We start from the raw sequence: 18,419 nt of genomic DNA on the forward strand, positions 1-18,419 counted from the left end.
CGCGCGGTCCGGTGTCAGCCGGGTCCCGGAACCCGAGTCACGCCGGAGATCGCGCCTTCGTCTGGACGAGCGGACGGGCACGACACGCTTTTCGTCGTGCCCGGGAGCGAGGAAGACGAAGGATCAGAGCGATCTCCGCAGGCGAAGCGGAGCGAGCCCATCAAGCAAGCGCGGCTGAGACCACCTCGCGGGCGGCCTCCTGGACCTGGGCGAGGTGCTCGGGGCCGCGGAACGACTCGGCGTAGATCTTGTAGACGTCCTCGGTGCCCGAGGGGCGGGCCGCGAACCAGGCCGACTCCGTCGTGACCTTGAGGCCGCCGATCGGGGCGTCGTTGCCGGGGGCGCGGGTGAGCTTGGCGGTGATCGGCTCGCCGGCCAGCTCGGTCGCCGACACGGCGGAGGGGTCGAGCTTGGCGAGCTTCGCCTTCTGCTCGCGGTTCGCGGGTGCGTCCACCCGGGCGTACGCCGGGGTGCCGTGCTTGGCGGTGAGGTCGGCGTAGAGCTCGCTCGGGGAACGTCCGGTCACCGCGCGGATCTCGCTGGCCAGCAGGGCGAGCAGCAGGCCGTCCTTGTCGGTCGTCCAGGTGCTGCCGTCCAGCGCGAGGAACGACGCCCCCGCCGACTCCTCGCCGCCGAAGGCGACGTCGCCGCTGCGCAGGCCGGGCACGAACCACTTGAACCCGACCGGCACCTCGACGAGGCGCCGCCCGAGGTCCTCCGCGACGAAGTTGATCATCGAGGACGACACCAGGGTCTTGCCGATGCCGGCGTCGCCGCGCCAGCCGGGGCGGTGCGCGTACAGGTAGGAGATGGCGACGGCGAGATAGGCGTTCGGGTTCATCAGGCCGGCGTCGGGGGTCACGATCCCGTGCCGGTCGGAGTCGGCGTCGTTGCCGGTGGAGATGTCGTACGCGTCCTTGTTGCCGATGAGGCTGGCCATCGCGTTGGGCGAGGAGCAGTCCATGCGGATCTTGCCGTCGGTGTCCAGGGTCATGAACGACCAGGTCGGGTCGACGCGCTCGTTGACCACGGTGAGGTCGACGCCGAGGTGCTCGGCGATGTACTCCCAGTACTGGATGCTCGCCCCGCCCATCGGGTCGGCCCCGATGCGGACGCCGGCGTCGCGGATGGCGCGCAGGTCGAGGGCGTTGACCAGGTCCTCGCAGTACGCGCCGAGGTAGTCGTGGCGGTGGACGTCGGAGGCGACCTCGCTGTAGCGCGCGCGGCGGATGCCCGACGGGTCGGCCAGCAGCTCGTTGGCCCGCTTCGCGATCGCCGAGGTGGCGTCGGTGTCGGCCGGGCCGCCGTGCGGCGGGTTGTACTTGAAGCCGCCGTCGCGCGGCGGGTTGTGCGACGGCGTCACGACGATGCCGTCGGCCTGGGGCTGCCCGGCCGCGAGCTGCGCGTTGTGCACGACGATCGCCCGGGAGACCGCCGGCGTCGGGGTGTAGTCCTCGTCGTTCTCGGCCAGCACGGTCACGTCGTTGGCGCGCAGCACCTCGATGGCCGTCGTCCAGGCCGGCCTGGACAGCGCGTGGGTGTCCTTGCCGAGGTAGAGCGGGCCGGTGATGCCCTGCGCGGCGCGGTACTCCACGATCGCCTGCGTCGTCGCCGCGATGTGGCGGTCGTTGAACGCCACGTCCAGGCTCGAGCCGCGGTGGCCGGACGTGCCGAAGGCGACCTGCTGGTCGGGGTTCGACGGGTCGGGCACGAGGTCGTAGTAGGCGCCGATGACCGCGTCGACGTCGATCAGGTCTTCGGGGCGGGCCGGCTGACCGGCGCGAGGGTGGGCCATGGCGCCATTCTGCCGAGCCCCGTGCCCGCCAGGCGTCGGGGTCCCCGGCCCGCTTCGCACGCCTGGGAGGATGGACCCATGAGCTCGTCCAGCTTCAGCCGTCCCGGGGCCATCGACCTCTCCCAGCTCGCCGCGCGGGCCAAGGCGTCCGGACCCGCCGGCGGTGCCCCCGGGGGGCCGGGCGCGCCGGCCCCGGCCGGCGGCGCGTCGTACGTCCTGGAGTCCAGCGAGCAGACCTTCGAGGCCGACGCGATCCGGCCCTCGACGCAGCACCCGGTGGTCGTCGAGCTCTACTCGCCGCGCGTCGCCACCGGCCATGAGCTGTCCGACGCCCTCGCCGCCGTCGCGAACGCCTCCGAGGGCCGGTTCCTGCTCGTCCGGCTGAACGTCGACGCCGCACCGGGCATCGTGCAGGCCCTCCAGCTGCAGGCGGTGCCGACGGTACTGGCCATCATCTCGGGGCAGGCGGTGCCCCTGTTCCAGGGCGTGCTGCCCCGTGAGCAGGTCCAGCAGGCCGTCGACCAGGTCCTCAAGACCGCCGTCGCCAACGGCATGGTGGGCCGGGCGCGTCCCGTCGCTCCCGGCACCGGGTCGGCGGGCCAGCCGGACGACGGCGCCGTGGACGAGGACCAGCCCGACCCCCGCTTCGCCGCGGCCGACGAGGCCCTGGCCGCCGGCGACTTCGCCCGCGCCCGCGACGAGTTCGACCGGCTGCTGCAGGCCAACCCGAACGACACCGAGGCCGCCCTCGGCAAGGCGCAGGCCGGGCTGTTCGCCCGGGCGTCGGTGCTCGACCCCGGGCAGACCCTCGCCCGCGCCGGTGACCCGACCGACGTCCAGGCGCAGCTGGACGCGGCCGACCTGGACCTCGTGAGCGGCCAGGTGGAGGACGCGTTCGACCGGCTGCTCGCGGTGGTGCGCCGCGGCGGGGGCGACCGCGACACCGCGCGCGTCCGCCTGCTCGAGCTCTTCGAGACGGTCGGCCCCACCGACCCCCGGGTGCTCGCCGCGCGTCGCAGCCTCATGGCCGCCCTCTTCTGATGCGCGGGCACCCCCCGGCGGCCGCGCTCGCGCCGCTGGCGCTGCTGGTCGCGCTCGCGGGCTGCGCCGGCGCCAGGACGGACCCGCCGACGACCGTCCCCGAGGTCCCGGACGCGTCGACCCCCGCCCCGCTGCCGTCGACGCCGACCCCGGCGAGCCCGAGCGCGACGGCCTCCGCGCTGCAGACGCTCCCGGCCGACCGGTGCCTGACGGGCACCTGGAGCCTCGTGCGCTTCGTGGGCGCGGGCGACCAGACGTACGGGACCGGCGAGGGCGGCGACGTGACCGTCCACTTCGGCAAGGGCGGGTACGTGGTGGCGGGGGCCGGGAAGCAGCCGATCACCGTCACGCTCGCCGGACGCTCCGCCGCCCTGACGATCGACGGTTCCGCCGACGGGACCTTCGCGGCGAGGGACACCCGGGCGAACTTCGTCCAGCGTGGGGCCGACGGGACCGCGCGGCTCGAGGCGGGCGGTGAGACCCAGGAGCTGCGGATGGGCCAGGTCACCGGCGTCGTGGGTCTGCGGGGCGAGGGCCGGGTCGCCTGCACCGCCGACGCCATGACGATCACCCTGCAGTCGGTCCGTCTGGAGCTCGCCCGGGGCTGAACCCTCGTCCGCCCGATGAGTTCGTGCCGGTGGCCGCGTCTACCGTGCAGGACGAGGAGGGGGAGCCATGGCCGAGGGACCACGCCTGGAGCTGCGACGGGGCACGCAGCGCACCTTCCTGCACGTGCTGCTCAACACCGTGCTCGTGTCGGTCATGAACTTCACGCTGTGGTTCGCGGTGACCTTCTGGGTCTTCCTCGAGACCCGCTCGGTGCTCGCCACCGGGATGATCGCGGGCATCTTCCTGGTGTGCGTGCTGCTCACCGGGATCTGGTTCGGCAGCCTCGTCGACCACCACCGCAAGAAGACGTCGCTGCAGGGCTCGACGCTGGTCTCGCTGGCGTTCTACCTGGCCGCCCTCGCGCTCTCCCTGCTGACGCCGCCGGCGACGTTCCGGCGGGCCGACAGCGTGCTGCTGTGGGTGTTCGTCGTGCTGGTCATGCTCGGCGTGGTCGCCGGCAACATCCGGATGATCGCGACCAGCACGCTGGTCACGCTGCTCATCCCGGCCGACCGGCGCGACCGCGCGAACGGCCTCGTGGGCACCACGAGCGGAGTGTCGTTCCTCGTCACGTCGGTGATCAGCGGCCTGCTCGTCGCCGCCGGCGGGATGCGCTACGCGCTGCTGCTCGCCGTCGTCGTCCTGGGCGCGGCGCTCGTCCACCTCGCGCTGGTCCGCATCGAGGGCGACCGGCCCGGGCCGCTCCCGACCGGTGAGGCGGAGCCCTCAGGGGTGGAGGTGACGGCGGCGGAGACCGTCGAACCGGTGGCCGGGGCGCCGGCCGCTAGCGGCTCGGTCGACCTGCGCGGCACCGTGCGGCTGGTCCGCTCGGTGCCCGGGCTGATGGCGCTGATCCTGTTCACCTGCTTCAACAACTTCCTCGGCGGCGCCTTCATGGCCCTCATGGACGCGTACGGGCTGTCGCTGGTCTCGGTGCAGGCCTGGGGGCTGCTGTGGGGGGTGCTCTCCACCGGCGTCATCATCGGCGGGCTGCTGGTGGCCCGCGTCGGCCTGGGCACCAACCCGGTCCGCACCCTGCTGCTGGTCAACCTCGTGCTCTGGGCCGTCACCGTGCTGTTCCCGCTGCGGAGCTCGATGCTCGTGCTCGCGGTGGGCATGTACGCGTACATGCTGCTCATGCCCTTCGCGGAGGCGGCGGAGCAGACGATCCTGCAGCGGGTCGTGCCGTACGAGCGCCAGGGCCGCGTCTTCGGCTTCGCGCAGAGCGTGGAGCAGTCGGCCTCGCCGCTCACGGCCTTCCTGATCGGCCCGCTGGCGCAGCTGGTGTTCATCCCGTTCATGACCGACGGGGCGGGCGCGCGGAGCATCGGCGGCTGGTTCGGCACCGGCGCCGACCGGGGCATCGCCCTCGTCTTCGTCCTCACCGGGGTGCTTGGCCTGCTCGCCACCCTCGTGGCGCTGGGGAGCCGCTACTACCGCCGGCTCGCCGCGCCGTTCGACGAGCGCCCCGCCGTCGGCGACGGGGCGCTCGAGCCGGCTACGAGCCCAGCTTCTTGACCTTGCCGACGGCCTTGGCGGCCGTCTCCTTGACCTCGTCGACGGCCTTGCCCGCCGTCTCCTTCACCTCGTCGACGGCCTTGCCCGCCGTCTCCTTCACCTCGTCGACGGCCTTGCCCGTCTTCTCCGCCGTCTTCTTCGCCGTCTTCTTCGCCACGGTCGGGGCCGCGGCCTTCTCGGCCGGCTTCTGGGTCGGCTTCTGGGCCGGCGTGTCGGACGCCTTCTTCGCCGGAGCCGCAGCGGCCTTCTCGGCCGCCTTCTTCGCCGGGGCCTTCTCGGTCGCCTTCTTCGCCGGCGCCTTCTCCGCGGCGGCGCGGCGCGCGCTCTGCTCGGTGTCGGTGAGCGCGCCGCCCGCCTCGCCCGTCGTCGGCGCCGCCGCGGGGGAGACGGCCTTCGCCGCCGCCAGCGTGCCGGCCTCGACCTGGGCCGGGTCGGCCTGCTCCTCGGTCGGCTCGGGCTGGAAGCACAGCCACACCGCGCCCAGCGGCGGGATCGTGACGGTGGCGGAGGCCTGGTAGCCGTGCGACGGCACGTCGACGGCGACGACCTGGCCCAGGTTGCCGGACTGCCCGGTGCCGTCGTAGACCTCGGCGTCGGAATTGAGGATCTCCTTCCACACCCCGGTCGCCGGCAGGCCGATGCGGTAGTCGGCGCGCGGCTCGGAGGAGAAGTTCGTCAGGCAGGCGATCATCTGCCCCTCGCCGTCGTAGCGCAGGAACGAGAAGACGTTCCCGCCGGCGTCGTCGGCGTCGATCCAGGAGAAGCCGGACGGGTCGGTGTCGCGCTTCCACATCGCCGGGTGCGCCTTGTAGACCTCGTTGAGGTCCTTGACCAGGCGCTGCACGCCGTGGTGGCCCCACTCCGCGCTCTGCCACCAGTCGATGCTGCGTGCCTCGGAGAACTCACGGCGCTGACCGAACTCGGTCCCCATGAACAGCAGCTTCTTGCCCGGGTGGGCCCACATGAAGGAGTAGAACGCCCGCATGGTCGCGAACTTGCGCCACTCGTCCTGCGGTGCCCGCTCGAACATCGAGCCCTTGCCGTGCACGACCTCGTCGTGGCTGATCGGCAGGATGAAGTTCTCCGAGTAGGCGTACGCCATGGCGAACGTCATCTCGTGGTGGTGGTGCTGGCGGTAGAGCGGGTCGCGTCCGTAGTAGCGGAGCGAGTCGTTCATCCAGCCCATGTTCCACTTGAAGCCGAAGCCGAGGCCGCCCCAGTCGACCGGCCGGGTGACGCCCGGGAAGGACGTCGACTCCTCGGCGATCATCATCGTCCCGGGCTCGCGGGCGTACGCGTGCTTGTTCGTCGCGCTCAGCAGCTCGATGGCCTCGAGGTTCTCCCGGCCGCCGTACTTGTTCGGGATCCACTCGCCCTCCTTGCGGGAGTAGTCGAGGTAGAGCATCGAGGCGACGGCGTCGACCCGCAGGCCGTCGATGTGGTACTCGTGCAGCCAGTAGTAGGCGTTGGAGACGAGGAAGCTCTTCACCTCGTTGCGCCCGAAGTTGAAGATGTAGGAGCCCCAGTCGGGGTGCCAGCCGAGCCGCGGGTCCTCGTGCTCGTAGAGCGCGGTGCCGTCGAAGCGCTGCAGCGCCCACGGGTCGGTGGCGAAGTGCCCCGGCACCCAGTCGACCAGCACGCCGATGCCGGCCTGGTGCAGCCGGTCGACGAGGTAGCGGAACTCGTCCGGGCTGCCGAACTTGCTCTGCGGTGCGTAGTAGCCGGTGATGTGGTAGCCCCACGAGCCCTCGAACGGGTGCTGCGCGACGGGCAGGAACTCGACGTGGGTGTAGCCCTGCCAGACCACGTACTCGACGAGCTGGTCGGCGAGCTCGACGTAGGTCAGGCCCTTGCGCCACGACCCGATGTGCACCTCGTAGATGCTCATCGGCTCGGCGTACTGCTTCTTCTCGCCGCGGTACCACATCCACTGGTCGTCGCCCCAGGCGTACTGGCTCTCGTAGACGATCGACGCGGTGTGCGGCGCGGCCTCGGCGAAGCGGGCCATCGGGTCGGCCTTGAGCCGCCACACGTTGTCGGCGCCGAGGACCTCGAACTTGTAGACCGTGCCGGTCCCGACGCCCTCGACGAACAGCGCCCACACGCCCGAGCCGGGCACGAGGCGCAGGTGGTGGCCGTCGCCCTGCCAGGAGTTGAAGTCGGCGACCAGGCGCACGGCCTGCGCGTTCGGCGCCCACACCGAGAAGCGGGTGCCCCGGAGGTCGCCCCGCTCGTCGTCGTGCACCGTCGTCTCGATCGCCCCGAGCCGGCGGTAGCACTCGGTGTCGTGGCCCTCGTGGAACCCGGACAGGTCCCAGCCCGTCAGGTTGCCGGTCAGGTCGTGGCTCATCGTGGTGCCCCTTCGTGCGGCTGCTCGTGCGGATTCTGCTCGGTGGTCTCGTGCGCCAGCCCGGCCAGCGCGCCGAGCGGGATGGAGACCCAGTCGGGGCGGTTGCGCACCTCGTAGACGACCTCGTAGACCGCCTTGTCCGCCTCGTACGCGGCCAGCCGGTCGGCGTCGCCGTCCTGCAGGCCCCGACCGGCGGTGTAGCCGTCGAGGAACGCCGCGCGGCAGGCGTCGCGCCAGGCGGCCGAGCCGTCCCCGCCGACGCTCGCCGCCGCGTAGTCGAACGAGCGCAGCATGCCCGCCACGTCGCGCCACACCGAGTCCGGCGCGACCCGCTCCGCCAGGCTCTTCACCGGCTCGCCCTCGAAGTCGATGATCTTCCAGCCCGACGGCGTGTGCAGCGTCTGCCCGAGGTGGAAGTCGCCGTGCACCCGCTGCACCTCGAGCTCGCCGCGGCCGAGCGTCGCGAAGCGGTCGCGCAGGCCGGGGCCGTACGGCTCCAGCTCGGCCGCCACCGCGGTCGCCGCACCGAGACGGGCCGTCATCACCTCGGCCACGGCGGAACCCGGCTGCGTGCTGGTGCCGAACGCGGTGCGCAGCGCGTCGTGAATCACCGCGAGGGCGCGCCCCAGGGCGGCCGCGTGCTCGTCGAACGCCCGCCCGGCGCGCAGCTCCCCCAGCGCGAGGTCCCAGCCGTCGACGGCGTCGGCGAGCTTCTCCACGCACATGCTGAGGTCGGCGCCGAGGACCTCGCCGTCGCGGGTCCACGTCGCCTCCGACCAGCCGAAGAGCGTCGCGACGTCGGCCGTGCCGGCGTCGTTGAGGGCCGCGTGCACCTGGATGTCGAGGTTGCGCCCGAGCTCGAGCCGGCGGAAGAGCTTGATCATCGCCACGTCGCCGTACATGACCGAGGTGTTGCTCTGCTGGCCCCGGAACACCTGCGGCACGAGGGCGCGGTCCAGCGCGCCGGTGTCGCGCAGGTGGAAGCGCACGGCCCCCGCGCCGTCGCCCTCGTCGCGCAGGTCGCGCTCGTCGAGCAGCGCCTCCAGCAGCGAGCGCGCCGCCTCCGGGTCCTGCGTCGCGTCGTACACGTCGGCGGCGCCGTCTCGGAACAGCGGGGCCAGACCCTCCGGGCCCGGACCGTGACGGTACGCGAGCGCCAGCTGGTAGTGCTCGACGCCCGAGCCGTCGGGGTAGCCGACCTCGAGGACGGCGAGCCGTACGCGCGGCCGGTCGCCCGCTGGGCCGTCCGCGTCGAGCCAGGCCAGCGGGGTGAACGACCGGTAGACCGGCCGGCGGCCCTTGCCCGCGAACCAGCGGGCGCCGTTCACGGCGGCCATGAGCGGCTCGACGGCCTCCGGGGGGAGGCCGGGGGAGTCGGCCGTCACGCCTGCGCACCCCCGTAGCGCACGAGGGTCAGGATGTGGCACGGGTCGTCCTGCGTGAGGCGCACGAAGGCCCGCTGGCCCCACCGCCAGGTCTGCCCGGTGATCTCGTCGTGGACGAGGTAGACGTCGCGGTCGGACAGCCCGAGCGCGGCCATGTCGAGCACGACCTCGCTCTCGACCACGGCGTGCGGGTCGAGGCTGGACACGACGATCACGACGTCGTCCTCGGCACCCGCCGCGCCGTCGGCGGCCCGGGCGCGCTTGGAGAAGACGATCGCCTGCTCGTTCGTCGCGGTGTGGAAGTGCAGGTCGCGCAGCTGCTGCAGGGCCGGGTGCTCGCGCCTGACCTGGTTGAGCCGGCCGAGCAGCAGGTTGAGGTTCTCCCCGCTCTCGGCGGCGGCCTCCCAGTCGCGCGGGCGGTACTGGAACTTCTCGGAGTCCAGGTACTCCTCGCGGCCCGGCCCGAGCGGGGCGTTCTCGAAGAGCTCGAAGCCGGAGTAGACGCCCCACAGCGGCGACATCGTGGCCGCCAGCACCGCGCGGATCGTGAACGCGGTCCGCCCGCCGGTCTGGAGGAAGAACGGGTTGATGTCGGGGGTGTTCACGAAGAAGTTCGGCCGCAGGAAGCTGTCGGTCTCGGTGGTCAGCTCGGTGAGGTACTCCTCGAGCTCCCACTTCTCGTTGCGCCACGTGAAGTACGTGTACGACATGTGGAAGCCGATCTTGCCGAGCATGTGCATCATCGCCGGCCGGGTGAAGGCCTCGGCGAAGAAGAGCACGTCGGGGTCGGTCTTGCGGACCTCGGCGAAGAGCCAGGCCCAGAAGTCGACGGGCTTGGTGTGCGGGTTGTCGACGCGGAAGACCCGCACGCCGTGGCTCATCCACAGCCGCACGATCTCCAGCCACGCGGCGCGGATGCCCTCGCGGTCGTGGTCGAAGTTGAAGTTGTAGATGTCCTGGTACTTCTTCGGCGGGTTCTCGGCGTACGCGATCGAGCCGTCGGCCCGCTTGGAGAACCACTCCGGGTGCTCCTTGACCCACGGGTGGTCGGGCGAGGCGTTGAGGGCCAGGTCGAGGGCGACCTCGAGCCCGAGCGAGCGGGCCTTGGCCACGAACGCGTCGAAGTCGTCGAACGTCCCGAGGTCGGGGTGGATCGCGTCGTGCCCGCCCTCGACGTTGCCGATCGCCCAGGGCGAGCCCGGGTCGCCGGGGCCCGGGGTGAGGGTGTTGTTCGCGCCCTTGCGGAAGGACGTGCCGATCGGGTGGATCGGGGGCAGGTAGACGACGTCGAAGCCCATGGCCGCCGCCGCCTCGAGCCGCTCGTACGAGGTCGCGAACGTCCCCGAGGTCCAGGTCTGGGTCTTCTCGTCGAACGTCGCGCCCTGCGAGCGCGGGAAGAACTCGTACCAGGAGGCGAACAGCGCCTCCCGGCGGTCGACGAAGAGCGGGTACTCCGGCGACGGGCTCACCAGCTCGCGCGGGCCGTACTGCGCCATCGCGCTGCGCACGTCCGGGGCGAGCACGACCGACAGGCGGTCCTCGACCTGCTCGCCGGCCTCCAGCGCCCGTGCGGCGCCGCGCAGGCGGGCGGCGGGACCGGGGGCGTCGTCGGCGTCGGCGCGCGCGGCCGCACCGGTGAAGAGCTCGGTGCCCTCGGTGCAGACGAGGTCGACGTCGATGCCCGCGGGGATCTTGATCTCGGCGGTGTGGACCCACGTCTCCCAGGGGTCGCTCCAGCCCTCGACGCGGAAGGTCCAGGGGCCCTCGACGTCGAGGACGACGGTCGCCCCCCACCAGTCGAAGCCGGCGGGCGTCGTCGGCTGCATGGGCTCGCGGCGCTCGGTGCCGTCGGGGGCGGTCAGCACGACGGTGGCGTTCACCGCGTCGTGGCCCTCGCGGAAGACGGTGGCCCGGATCGGGACCGCCTCGCCGACGGTGGCCTTGGCGGGATAGGCGCCCTGCTCGACGACGGGCGACACCTTCGTGACGGGGATGCGCCCGATGCGGGTGCTCTGTCCAGGGGGCACGGCGGTCTGGCTCACGCGGGTCAACCTACCGAGAACGACGGTGCTGGTCGCGCGCGGTCGGTGGGGCGAGCGGGCACCTGGAGGGCGGCGTGCGTGTGGCCCACGTCTCACGTTTGACGGTGCGGCTCCCGGGGAACGGGGTCCCGCTAGGGTGCTGCGGGTGCGTGCCATCCGTCGTTTCACCGTCCGTCCCGTGCTGCCGGAGGTGCTCAAGCCGCTGGGCGACCTCGCCCGGAACCTGCGCTGGTGCTGGAACACCGACACCCAGGACCTGTTCCGCTCCGTCGACCCCGAGCTGTGGGAGGCGTCCGGCCACGACCCGGTCCGCCTGCTGGCCGACGTCTCGGTCGAGCGGCTCGAGCAGCTGAGCCGCGACAAGCGGTTCCTCAAGAACCTGCGCGGCGTCGAGGCGGACCTGGCCGACTACCTGGCCGGCGACCTCTGGTACTCCGGCTACGCCGCGGAGACCGAGTCCGCGCCCCGGGGCATCGCCTACTTCTCGCCCGAGTTCGGCATCACCGAGGTGCTGCCGCAGTACTCCGGCGGCCTCGGGATCCTGGCCGGCGACCACCTCAAGAGCGCGTCCGACCTCGGCGTGCCGATCATCGGCGTCGGCCTGCTCTACCGCCAGGGCTACTTCCGCCAGTCGCTGAACGCCGCCGGCTGGCAGCAGGAGACGTACCCGCTGCTCGACCCGAACGCCCTGCCGCTCACCCTGCTGCACGACGACGAGGGGCCGGTCACGGTCGAGGTCGGCCTCGGCGGCGGGCGCGTCCTGCACGCCCAGGTCTGGCTGGCGGCCGTCGGCCGCGTGCCGCTGCTGCTGCTCGACTCCGACGTCGAGGCCAACGCCGGGCCGGAGCGCGAGACGACCGACCGCCTGTACGGCGGCGGCACCGAGCACCGGCTGGCCCAGGAGACGCTGCTGGGCATCGGCGGCGTCCGCGCCGTCCGCGCGTACTGCAAGCTCACCGGCACCGCGTCGCCGGAGGTCTACCACACCAACGAGGGCCACGCCGGCTTCCAGGGCCTGGAGCGGATCCGCGAGCAGACGATGGCGGGTGTCGAGTTCGACACCGCGCTAGAGTCGGCCCGCGCCGGCACGGTCTTCACCACCCACACCCCGGTCCCGGCCGGCATCGACCGCTTCCCGGTCGACCTCGTGCGCCACCAGTTCGCCGACTTCGGGCTGCCGGTCGACCGCGTGCTCGCGCTGGGCACCGAGGACTACGACGGCGGCGACCGCGGCATGTTCAACATGGCCGTCATGGGCTTCCGCCTCGGCCAGCGCGCCAACGGCGTCTCGCTGCTGCACGGCGAGGTGTCGCGCGAGATGTTCCAGGGGCTGTGGAACAGCTTCGACACCTCCGAGGTCCCGATCACCTCGATCACCAACGGCGTGCACCACCCGACGTGGGTGCACCGCGACCTGCTGGCCCTGCTCGAGGCGCCCTCGGGCAGCACCAGCGAGACGGTCATCGACGGCTACGACTGGAACGGGCTCGCGGCCGTCGACGACAAGACGATCTGGGACCTCAAGCGCACGATGCGCTCCGAGCTCATCGCCTTCACCCGGCGCCGGCTCGCCGAGAGCAGCGCCAACCGCGGGCTCGGCACCGAGTGGGTCGGCGGCGTGCTCGACCCCGACACGATCACCTTCGGCTTCGCCCGCCGGGTGCCGTCGTACAAGCGCCTCACCCTGATGCTGCGCGAGCCGGAGCGGCTGAAGGCGCTGCTGACCGACCCGAAGCACCCCATCCAGATCGTCATCGCCGGCAAGTCGCACCCGGCCGACGAGGGCGGCAAGGCGCTGATCCAGCAGATGGTGCAGTTCGCGGACGCGCACGACGTGCGCGAGCGCATCGTCTTCCTGCCCGACTACGACATCGGCATGGCCAAGCCGCTCTACCCGGGCTGCGACGTGTGGATGAACAACCCGCTGCGCCCGTACGAGGCCTGCGGCACCTCCGGCATGAAGGCCGCGCTGAACGGCGCCGCGAACCTCTCCATCCTCGACGGCTGGTGGGACGAGTGGTACGACCCGGCGTTCGGCTGGGAGATCCCGTCGGCGGAGTCGGTCGACAGCCCCGAGCAGCGCGACGACCTCGAGGCGCGGGCGCTCTACGACATCATCGAGAACGAGATCGTCCCGCGGTTCTACGACACCGACGGCAAGGGCATCCCGAAGCGCTGGGTGCAGATGTTCCGCGACACGGTCGCGGGCCTCGGCCCGAAGGTCCTCGCCACCCGCATGGTGCGCGACTACGTGACGCACCTGTACGCGCCGTCCGCCGCGTCCTCGCGCGCGCTCGAGGCCCAGACCGGCGGTCCCGAGGCCCTCGCGGACTGGAAGCGCAAGGTTCGCGACGCGTGGGGCGGCGTGGTCGTCGACCACGTCCAGTCCCTCGAGGGCGAGCAGGTCGAGGTCAACACCCCGATCCACGTGTCCGCGCTGGTCCGGCTCGGCTCGCTCTCGCCCGAGGACGTCGAGGTGCAGCTCGTCACGGGCCGCGTCGGTTCCGACGACCAGCTCCGCGAGCCGCGGATCAACCCGTTCCCGGAGGGCACCGACGTCGACGGCGGGCTGCGCCGCTACGAAGGCACGGTCCAGGCCCGCCGGGCGGGTTCGATCGGCTACACGGTCCGCGTCGTCCCGCACCACCCGCTGCTCGCGAGCACCGCGGAGATGGGCCTGGCGACGGTTCCCAGCGGCATGGCCTCCCCGCCGTCCGCTTGAGCCCGGGCGGCGGTGTCCGGCGACGGGCGTGGAGGTGGTAGGCCGGGTTACGACTCCCGGGCTCGGCTCCAGCCCGCCACCCGCAGGACGACAAGGCAGATGAGGGCGATGCCGAACGCGGACAGCCCGGCGGACACGTAGTCGTGCGCGTGGGGACCGGCACACCCGGGTCGAGCGCCACGCGCCCTGCCGGTGAGGAGTGCACGCAGGGGGAACCCGCACCGGGGTCAGGCGGCGTCGGCGCCGTCCGTCGGCAGCGGGGTCGCGTCGGCCAGGACGTGGTCGATCTGCTCGGCACTGGCCGGGTCCCGGAAGCGGCTCAGGCGGTGCGAGCCGTCGCAGAGGGGCTTGAGCCGGCTCCGGCCGCAGCGGCACAGGGCCAGCACGGACCGGTCGTGCTCGACCGTCGTGCCGTCGACGGTGCGCAGCTGGGCCGGCCCGCGGACGAGCAGGGGCCCGTCCGGGCAGATGGTGACGGTGACCTCCTCGTCGGCCCTCACGCCGCCACCTCCAGGACGGTGCGCAGGCTGCTCGCCCCGGTCTCCCAGGCGCCGAGGACGTGCTGGGCGAACAGGGTGTCCACGTACGCGGCGCAGCGCGCGCCCCACACGACGTCACCGGCCAGGGCGGGCTCGACCCGAGCCAGGCCGGCCGCGAGGTCGTGCAGGGCGATCTGCTCGTGGACGGCGTCGGCGACGACGTGCTCGTCGAAGAAGCGCGCGGCCGCCTCGCCGCCGCCGAGGCGGCGGTGGCCCCGGGCGTAGCGGGCGTTCGGCGTCGAGGACGACATCTCGAACGCGGCCAGGTGGCCGACCAGGGCGCCGCGCCAGCGGCGGTGCAGCCCGAGCAGGGAGATGACGTTCGTGGCGAGCAGGGTGACCGCCGGGACCTGGTCGAGGTGCGCGCCGTAGGTCGTGGCGACGCCCCAGTCGGCGAGCAGCGCGCGGAAGAGCTGGGCGTGCATGGCGGAGGCGACGCCGCCGCCGTACTCGTCGGCCTGGATCGTCACGAGGGCGCCCTTGACCTGCCCGCTCAGCCGCGGGATCGCCCAGCTGTGCGGGTCGGCCTCCTTGAGGTGGTAGAGCGAGCGGTGCACGAGGAACTCGCGGAACTGCTCCGCCGTGGCGCTGCGCATCAGGTGCTTCGACAGCGAGGGCTCGCCGTCGGCCTCGGCGAGCGCGGTGAGCCCGGCGACGACGCCGGCGACGTCGACCTCCTCGGTGGGTCGTGCCACGCCGAGCTCGAGCCCGGCCACGAGCTGCTCCTCCCAGCGCCCGCGCGCCCACAGCAGCTCGGGGTGCCACTCCCAGCGTTCGTCGACGCCCTCCAGGCCGCGGTAGTGGAGCTCGTAGGCGAGCCAGAGCGCGAGCTGCAGGTCCTCGTCGCAGCAGGCGTGCGCCGCCTCGCCCTCCCACGCCAGGTGGCGGAGGTCGAGGCTGCGGTGGGGGTCGCGACGCAGCGCGGCGAGCAGGGCGGTGGTGAGCGGCCCCCGGGGCTGCGGGAGCGGTGCAGGGGTGTCGTGCAGCAGCGCGGCCCGCGAGGGGGCGACGGCGGTGTCGACGGTCACGGCGTCCTCCATGACGACGGGGGGACGACGCCTGGTGCGCCTCCCGAGGACCGGCGCACGCTGCTGGACGCCGGCACCTCATGTTTCAGCCGTGTGACGGGCCCAGTTGCAGTAGGGGTCAGTTTTCACCCCTTGGGGTGGTATCAGACGTGCGCCGTGAGATGCCCCCGGAGGTGCGCCACCACCTCGTCGAGCGCCTGCGTCGCGGCGTCCTCGAAGCGCGGGATCGCCATGAACCCGTGCAACGCCTCCGGGTAGACCACCGTCCGGACGTCCACCGCGGCGTCCTCGAGCACCGCCGCGTAGCGCAGCGCGTCGTCCCGCAGCGGGTCCTGCCCGGCGGCCACGACCAGCGTGGGCGGCAGGCCGCGGTGGTCGGCGGCATGGACCGGGCTGACCCGCGGGTCGTCGAGCGCGATGGAGGTGGGCAGGCCCTGCGGCAGGTACTGCCGCCCGAACCAGTCGATCGACGTCTTCGGCAGCACGGGGGCGTCGGCGAGCTCGGCGACCGACGCCGCGCTCATCGTCATGTCGGTGGCGGGGTAGAGCAGCGCCTGCGCCGCGAGCCGGTCGCGCAGGGCGAGCGCCACGAGGGCCGCGAGGTTGCCGCCCGCGCTCTCCCCGACCACCCCGACCCGGCGGGCGTCGGCGCCGAGGGAGGAGGCGGTCCGGTCGGCGTCGTCGAGGAGGTACGACACCGCCGCGAGCGCGTCCTCGTACGCGGCGGGGGCCGGGTCCTCGGGCGCGAGCCGGTAGTCCACCGAGACCACGACGACGTCGGCCATGGCCGCCAGGTGCCCGCAGAACCAGTCGGCCCCGGTGAGGTTGCCCAGGACGAAGCCGCCGCCGTGCAGGTTCACGACCAGGGGCAGCAGCGCGGACGCGCGGCGGGGCCGGTACACGCGGACGGGCACGGCGGGGTCGACGGGCAGCACGCGGTCGACGAGGCGCACGCCGCGGTCGACGGGTCCGAGCACCAGGCGTGCCAGCGGGCGGGGGAGCTCGCCGCGGGCGCGCCGCAGGTACGCCTCGGTCGGCGGGTCGGGCCGCGGCAGCCGGCGGCCCAGCGAGGTCAGGACCCGGGTGCGACGGTTCACGCGGCCTCCGGCCTGGTCGGGCGCAGGCCTCAGTCGACCTGCAGGACGACCACCGTACGACCGGGGATGCGCAGGGTGCCGCCGGCGGGGATCTTCTCCTCGCCCAGCTCGCCCTCGTCGCCGGTGTGCGCGACGACGGTGTAGGTGTCGGCCCAGCCGCCGTCCGGCAGCTCGACCTCGACCGGCTCGGGGCAGCCGTGGAACCAGACGAGGAACGCCTCGTCGTGGTCGCGGTTCGGCGCGTCGTGGGCCAGGTAGAGCCCGAGGGTGCGCCGGTGCGGGTCGTGCCAGTCCTCGGCCGTCATCTCGGTGCGACGACCGCCGAACCAGGCCAGGTTCTTGCGGCCCACCGCGGTGTTGGTGCTGTCGACGAGCTGCTCGCCGTGGCGGAAGGTGGACCGGCGGAACACGGGATGCTCGGTCCGCAGGGCCGTCAGCCGGCGTGTGAGCTCGGTCAGGTCCGCCCAGTCGTGGCGGGTGTCCCAGTGCACCCACGAGGTGGGGGAGTCCTGGCAGTAGGCGTTGTTGTTGCCGCCCTGCGTACGGCCCAGCTCGTCGCCGGCGACCATCATCGGCACGCCGGCCGACAGCACCAGCGTGGCCATGAGGTTCTTGGTCTGGCGGCGCCGCAGCCGGTTGATCGCCGGGTCGTCGGTCTCGCCCTCGACGCCGCAGTTCCACGATCGGTTGTCGTCGGTGCCGTCGCGGTTGGACTCGCCGTTGCCGCCGTTGTGCTTGACGTCGTAGGTCACCAGGTCGCGCAGCGTGAAGCCGTCGTGGGCGGTGACGAAGTTGACGCTCGCGGAGACCGGCCGGTTGTCGGTGTCGAAGAGGTCGGGCGACCCGACCAGGCGCTGAGCCAGCTCGGCGACGCCGGAGGTGTTGCCGCGCCAGAAGTCGCGGACGTAGTTGCGGAAGCGGTCGTTCCACTCGCTCCAGCCCTCGCCGAAGGCGCCGACCTGGTAGCCGTACGGCCCGACGTCCCACGGCTCGGCGATCATCTTGACCTGGCTCAGCACCGGGTCCTCGCGCAGCGCGCGCTTGAACGGGTGCTCCTGGTCGACGTGGTGGTGCTCGTCGCGCAGCAGCGTGGTCACCAGGTCGAAGCGGAAGCCGTCGACGCCCATCTCGGTGACCCAGTAGCGCAGCGAGTCCAGCACGAGGCGCAGCACGCCCGGCTCGGAGGTGTCGACGGAGTTGCCGCAGCCGGTGACGTCGTAGTCGTTGCGGCGGTCGGCGGTGAGGCGGTAGTAGCCGAGGTGGTCGAGCCCGCGGAACGACAGCGTCGGGCCCTCGTGGCCGCCCTCGCCCGTGTGGTTGTAGACGACGTCGAGGATCACCTCGATGCCGGCGTCGTGCAGGGCCGAGACCATGGCCTTGAACTCGTCGACCTGCTGGCCGAGCGTGCCCACCGACCCGTACGCCGAGTGCGGGGCGAAGAAGCCGAGGGTGTTGTAGCCCCAGTAGTTCGACAGGCCGCGGCTGATCAGGAACGGCTCGGACACGAACTGGTGGACCGGGAGCAGCTCGACGGCCGTCACGCCGAGCGACTTCAGGTGCGCGACGACGGCCGGGTAGGCCAGCCCGGAGTAGGTGCCGCGCAGGTGCTCGGGCACGAGCGGGTGCAGCCGGGTGAAGCCCTTGACGTGCAGCTCGTAGATGACGCTGTCGCTGAGCGGCACGGGCTGCGCGACCGGGCGCGGCGGCGGGGAGTCGTCGACGACCACGCTCAGCGGCACCGCGCCCGAGGAGTCCTCCGGGCTGGGGACGAAGTCCGAGCTGGCGAGGTGGTCGAGGATCGGGCCGGAGTAGTCGACGCCGCCGGTGATCGCCCGGGCGTACGGGTCGAGCAGCAGCTTCGCCGGGTTGAACCGCTCGCCGTTGGCCGGGTCCCACGCGCCGTGCACGCGGTAGCCGTAGCGCTGCTCGGCGCCGACGCCGGGCACGAAGGTGTGCCAGACCCCGTCGGCCGCGCGGTCCATCTCGTGGTTGACCTGCTGGCGGCCGTGCTCGGTCGCGTGCACGAGGGCCAGCTCGACGCGCGTCGCGCGCGGGGCCCAGAGGGCGAAGGCGGTCCCGCCGTCGACGACGTGCGCCCCCAGCATCGAGGTGTCGCCGGGCACGGGCAACGAGATCGTCACTCGGCGCTCCCTCCTGGTCGGGTGGCACCCGCGAGGCGGGCGTGGACGTGCTCATCATGCCCGTTCCGTCGCGTTCGCGTGACCGGTCGTGAGCAGGTCGTGCCCGGAGGAGTGGGCGTTCGTCCCGAGGGGCCGGGCGTGGATGCACCAGG

General features: G+C 72.8%; 11 protein-coding genes and 1 pseudogene. 4 read left to right on the top strand and 8 right to left on the bottom strand.

Annotation, left to right across the window (positions count from 1 at the left end; all coding sequences use genetic code 11):
- Positions 1-160: 160 nt before the first annotated feature.
- The gene (gene pgm, locus BMY04_RS08450) at positions 161-1,795 is read right to left on the bottom strand and encodes a phosphoglucomutase (alpha-D-glucose-1,6-bisphosphate-dependent) (RefSeq protein ID WP_091178815.1); all 1,635 of its coding nucleotides are present in this window, start codon (positions 1,793-1,795) and stop codon (positions 161-163) included.
- Between the two features lie 78 nt (positions 1,796-1,873).
- On the opposite strand from pgm, the gene BMY04_RS08455 reads away from it, so the two are divergent.
- The 3 genes from BMY04_RS08455 (at position 1,874) to BMY04_RS08465 (ending at position 4,963) form a co-directional block, all read left to right on the top strand.
- Positions 1,874-2,836: a tetratricopeptide repeat protein gene (locus BMY04_RS08455; protein WP_091178817.1), complete on the top strand. Its 963-nt coding sequence runs from the start codon at positions 1,874-1,876 to the stop codon at positions 2,834-2,836.
- Complete coding sequence (locus BMY04_RS22725) at positions 2,836-3,444, top strand: hypothetical protein (RefSeq protein ID WP_091178819.1); 609 nt, start codon at positions 2,836-2,838, stop codon at positions 3,442-3,444. Before BMY04_RS08455 ends, BMY04_RS22725 begins: the two co-directional genes overlap by 1 nt.
- A 67-nt stretch (positions 3,445-3,511) precedes the next feature.
- Complete coding sequence (locus BMY04_RS08465; protein ID WP_091178821.1) at positions 3,512-4,963, top strand: MFS transporter; 1,452 nt, start codon at positions 3,512-3,514, stop codon at positions 4,961-4,963.
- 445 nt (positions 4,964-5,408) lie between these two features.
- Here BMY04_RS08465 and glgB read toward each other — a convergent pair.
- The 3 genes and pseudogenes from glgB to BMY04_RS08480 form a co-directional block, all read right to left on the bottom strand.
- Positions 5,409-7,313 (bottom strand): annotated as a pseudogene (gene glgB / locus BMY04_RS08470) (1,4-alpha-glucan branching protein GlgB); the annotation flags it as partial.
- Positions 7,310-8,698, bottom strand: a complete 1,389-nt coding sequence (locus BMY04_RS08475; protein ID WP_091178826.1) for a maltokinase N-terminal cap-like domain-containing protein — start codon at positions 8,696-8,698, stop codon at positions 7,310-7,312. The gene BMY04_RS08475 and the pseudogene glgB, both read right to left, overlap by 4 nt.
- The gene (locus tag BMY04_RS08480; RefSeq protein ID WP_091178829.1) at positions 8,695-10,896 is read right to left on the bottom strand and encodes an alpha-1,4-glucan--maltose-1-phosphate maltosyltransferase; all 2,202 of its coding nucleotides are present in this window, start codon (positions 10,894-10,896) and stop codon (positions 8,695-8,697) included. Before BMY04_RS08480 ends, BMY04_RS08475 begins: the two co-directional genes overlap by 4 nt.
- Between BMY04_RS08480 and glgP the strand changes: the two genes are divergently transcribed.
- Complete coding sequence (glgP, locus tag BMY04_RS08485; RefSeq protein WP_091179614.1) at positions 10,886-13,462, top strand: alpha-glucan family phosphorylase; 2,577 nt, start codon at positions 10,886-10,888, stop codon at positions 13,460-13,462. The genes BMY04_RS08480 and glgP overlap by 11 nt on opposite strands.
- 227 nt (positions 13,463-13,689) lie before the next feature.
- On the opposite strand, the gene BMY04_RS08490 is transcribed toward glgP, so the two are convergent.
- The 4 genes from BMY04_RS08490 to glgX form a co-directional block, all read right to left on the bottom strand.
- Positions 13,690-13,962 (bottom strand): CDGSH iron-sulfur domain-containing protein, encoded by a 273-nt coding sequence (locus tag BMY04_RS08490; protein ID WP_091178831.1) that lies wholly within the window; start codon positions 13,960-13,962, stop codon positions 13,690-13,692.
- On the bottom strand, positions 13,959-15,029 hold the full coding sequence (locus tag BMY04_RS08495) for an iron-containing redox enzyme family protein (protein WP_198410021.1): 1,071 nt from the start codon (positions 15,027-15,029) through the stop codon (positions 13,959-13,961). Before BMY04_RS08495 ends, BMY04_RS08490 begins: the two co-directional genes overlap by 4 nt.
- Before the next feature lie 143 nt (positions 15,030-15,172).
- On the bottom strand, positions 15,173-16,126 hold the full coding sequence (locus BMY04_RS08500) for an alpha/beta hydrolase (RefSeq protein ID WP_091178837.1): 954 nt from the start codon (positions 16,124-16,126) through the stop codon (positions 15,173-15,175).
- 29 nt (positions 16,127-16,155) lie between these two features.
- A complete protein-coding gene (gene glgX / locus BMY04_RS08505; protein ID WP_408630453.1) occupies positions 16,156-18,267 on the bottom strand; it encodes a glycogen debranching protein GlgX in 2,112 nt (703 codons plus the stop codon).
- Positions 18,268-18,419 lie beyond the last annotated feature (152 nt).

The sequence above is a fragment of the Microlunatus flavus genome (assembly GCF_900110855.1).
Taxonomy (GTDB): Bacteria; Actinomycetota; Actinomycetes; order Propionibacteriales; family Propionibacteriaceae; genus Microlunatus; species Microlunatus flavus.

Excerpts from the sequence above, each read along its gene's own strand:
- pgm (WP_091178815.1), bottom strand. The coding sequence starts at position 1,795 with ATGGCCCACCCTCGCGCCGGTCAGCCGGCCCGCCCCGAAGACCTGATC.
- BMY04_RS08455 (WP_091178817.1), top strand. The coding sequence starts at position 1,874 with ATGAGCTCGTCCAGCTTCAGCCGTCCCGGGGCCATCGACCTCTCCCAG.
- BMY04_RS22725 (WP_091178819.1), top strand. The coding sequence starts at position 2,836 with ATGCGCGGGCACCCCCCGGCGGCCGCGCTCGCGCCGCTGGCGCTGCTG.
- BMY04_RS08465 (WP_091178821.1), top strand. The coding sequence starts at position 3,512 with ATGGCCGAGGGACCACGCCTGGAGCTGCGACGGGGCACGCAGCGCACC.
- BMY04_RS08480 (WP_091178829.1), bottom strand. The coding sequence starts at position 10,896 with ATGGCACGCACCCGCAGCACCCTAGCGGGACCCCGTTCCCCGGGAGCC.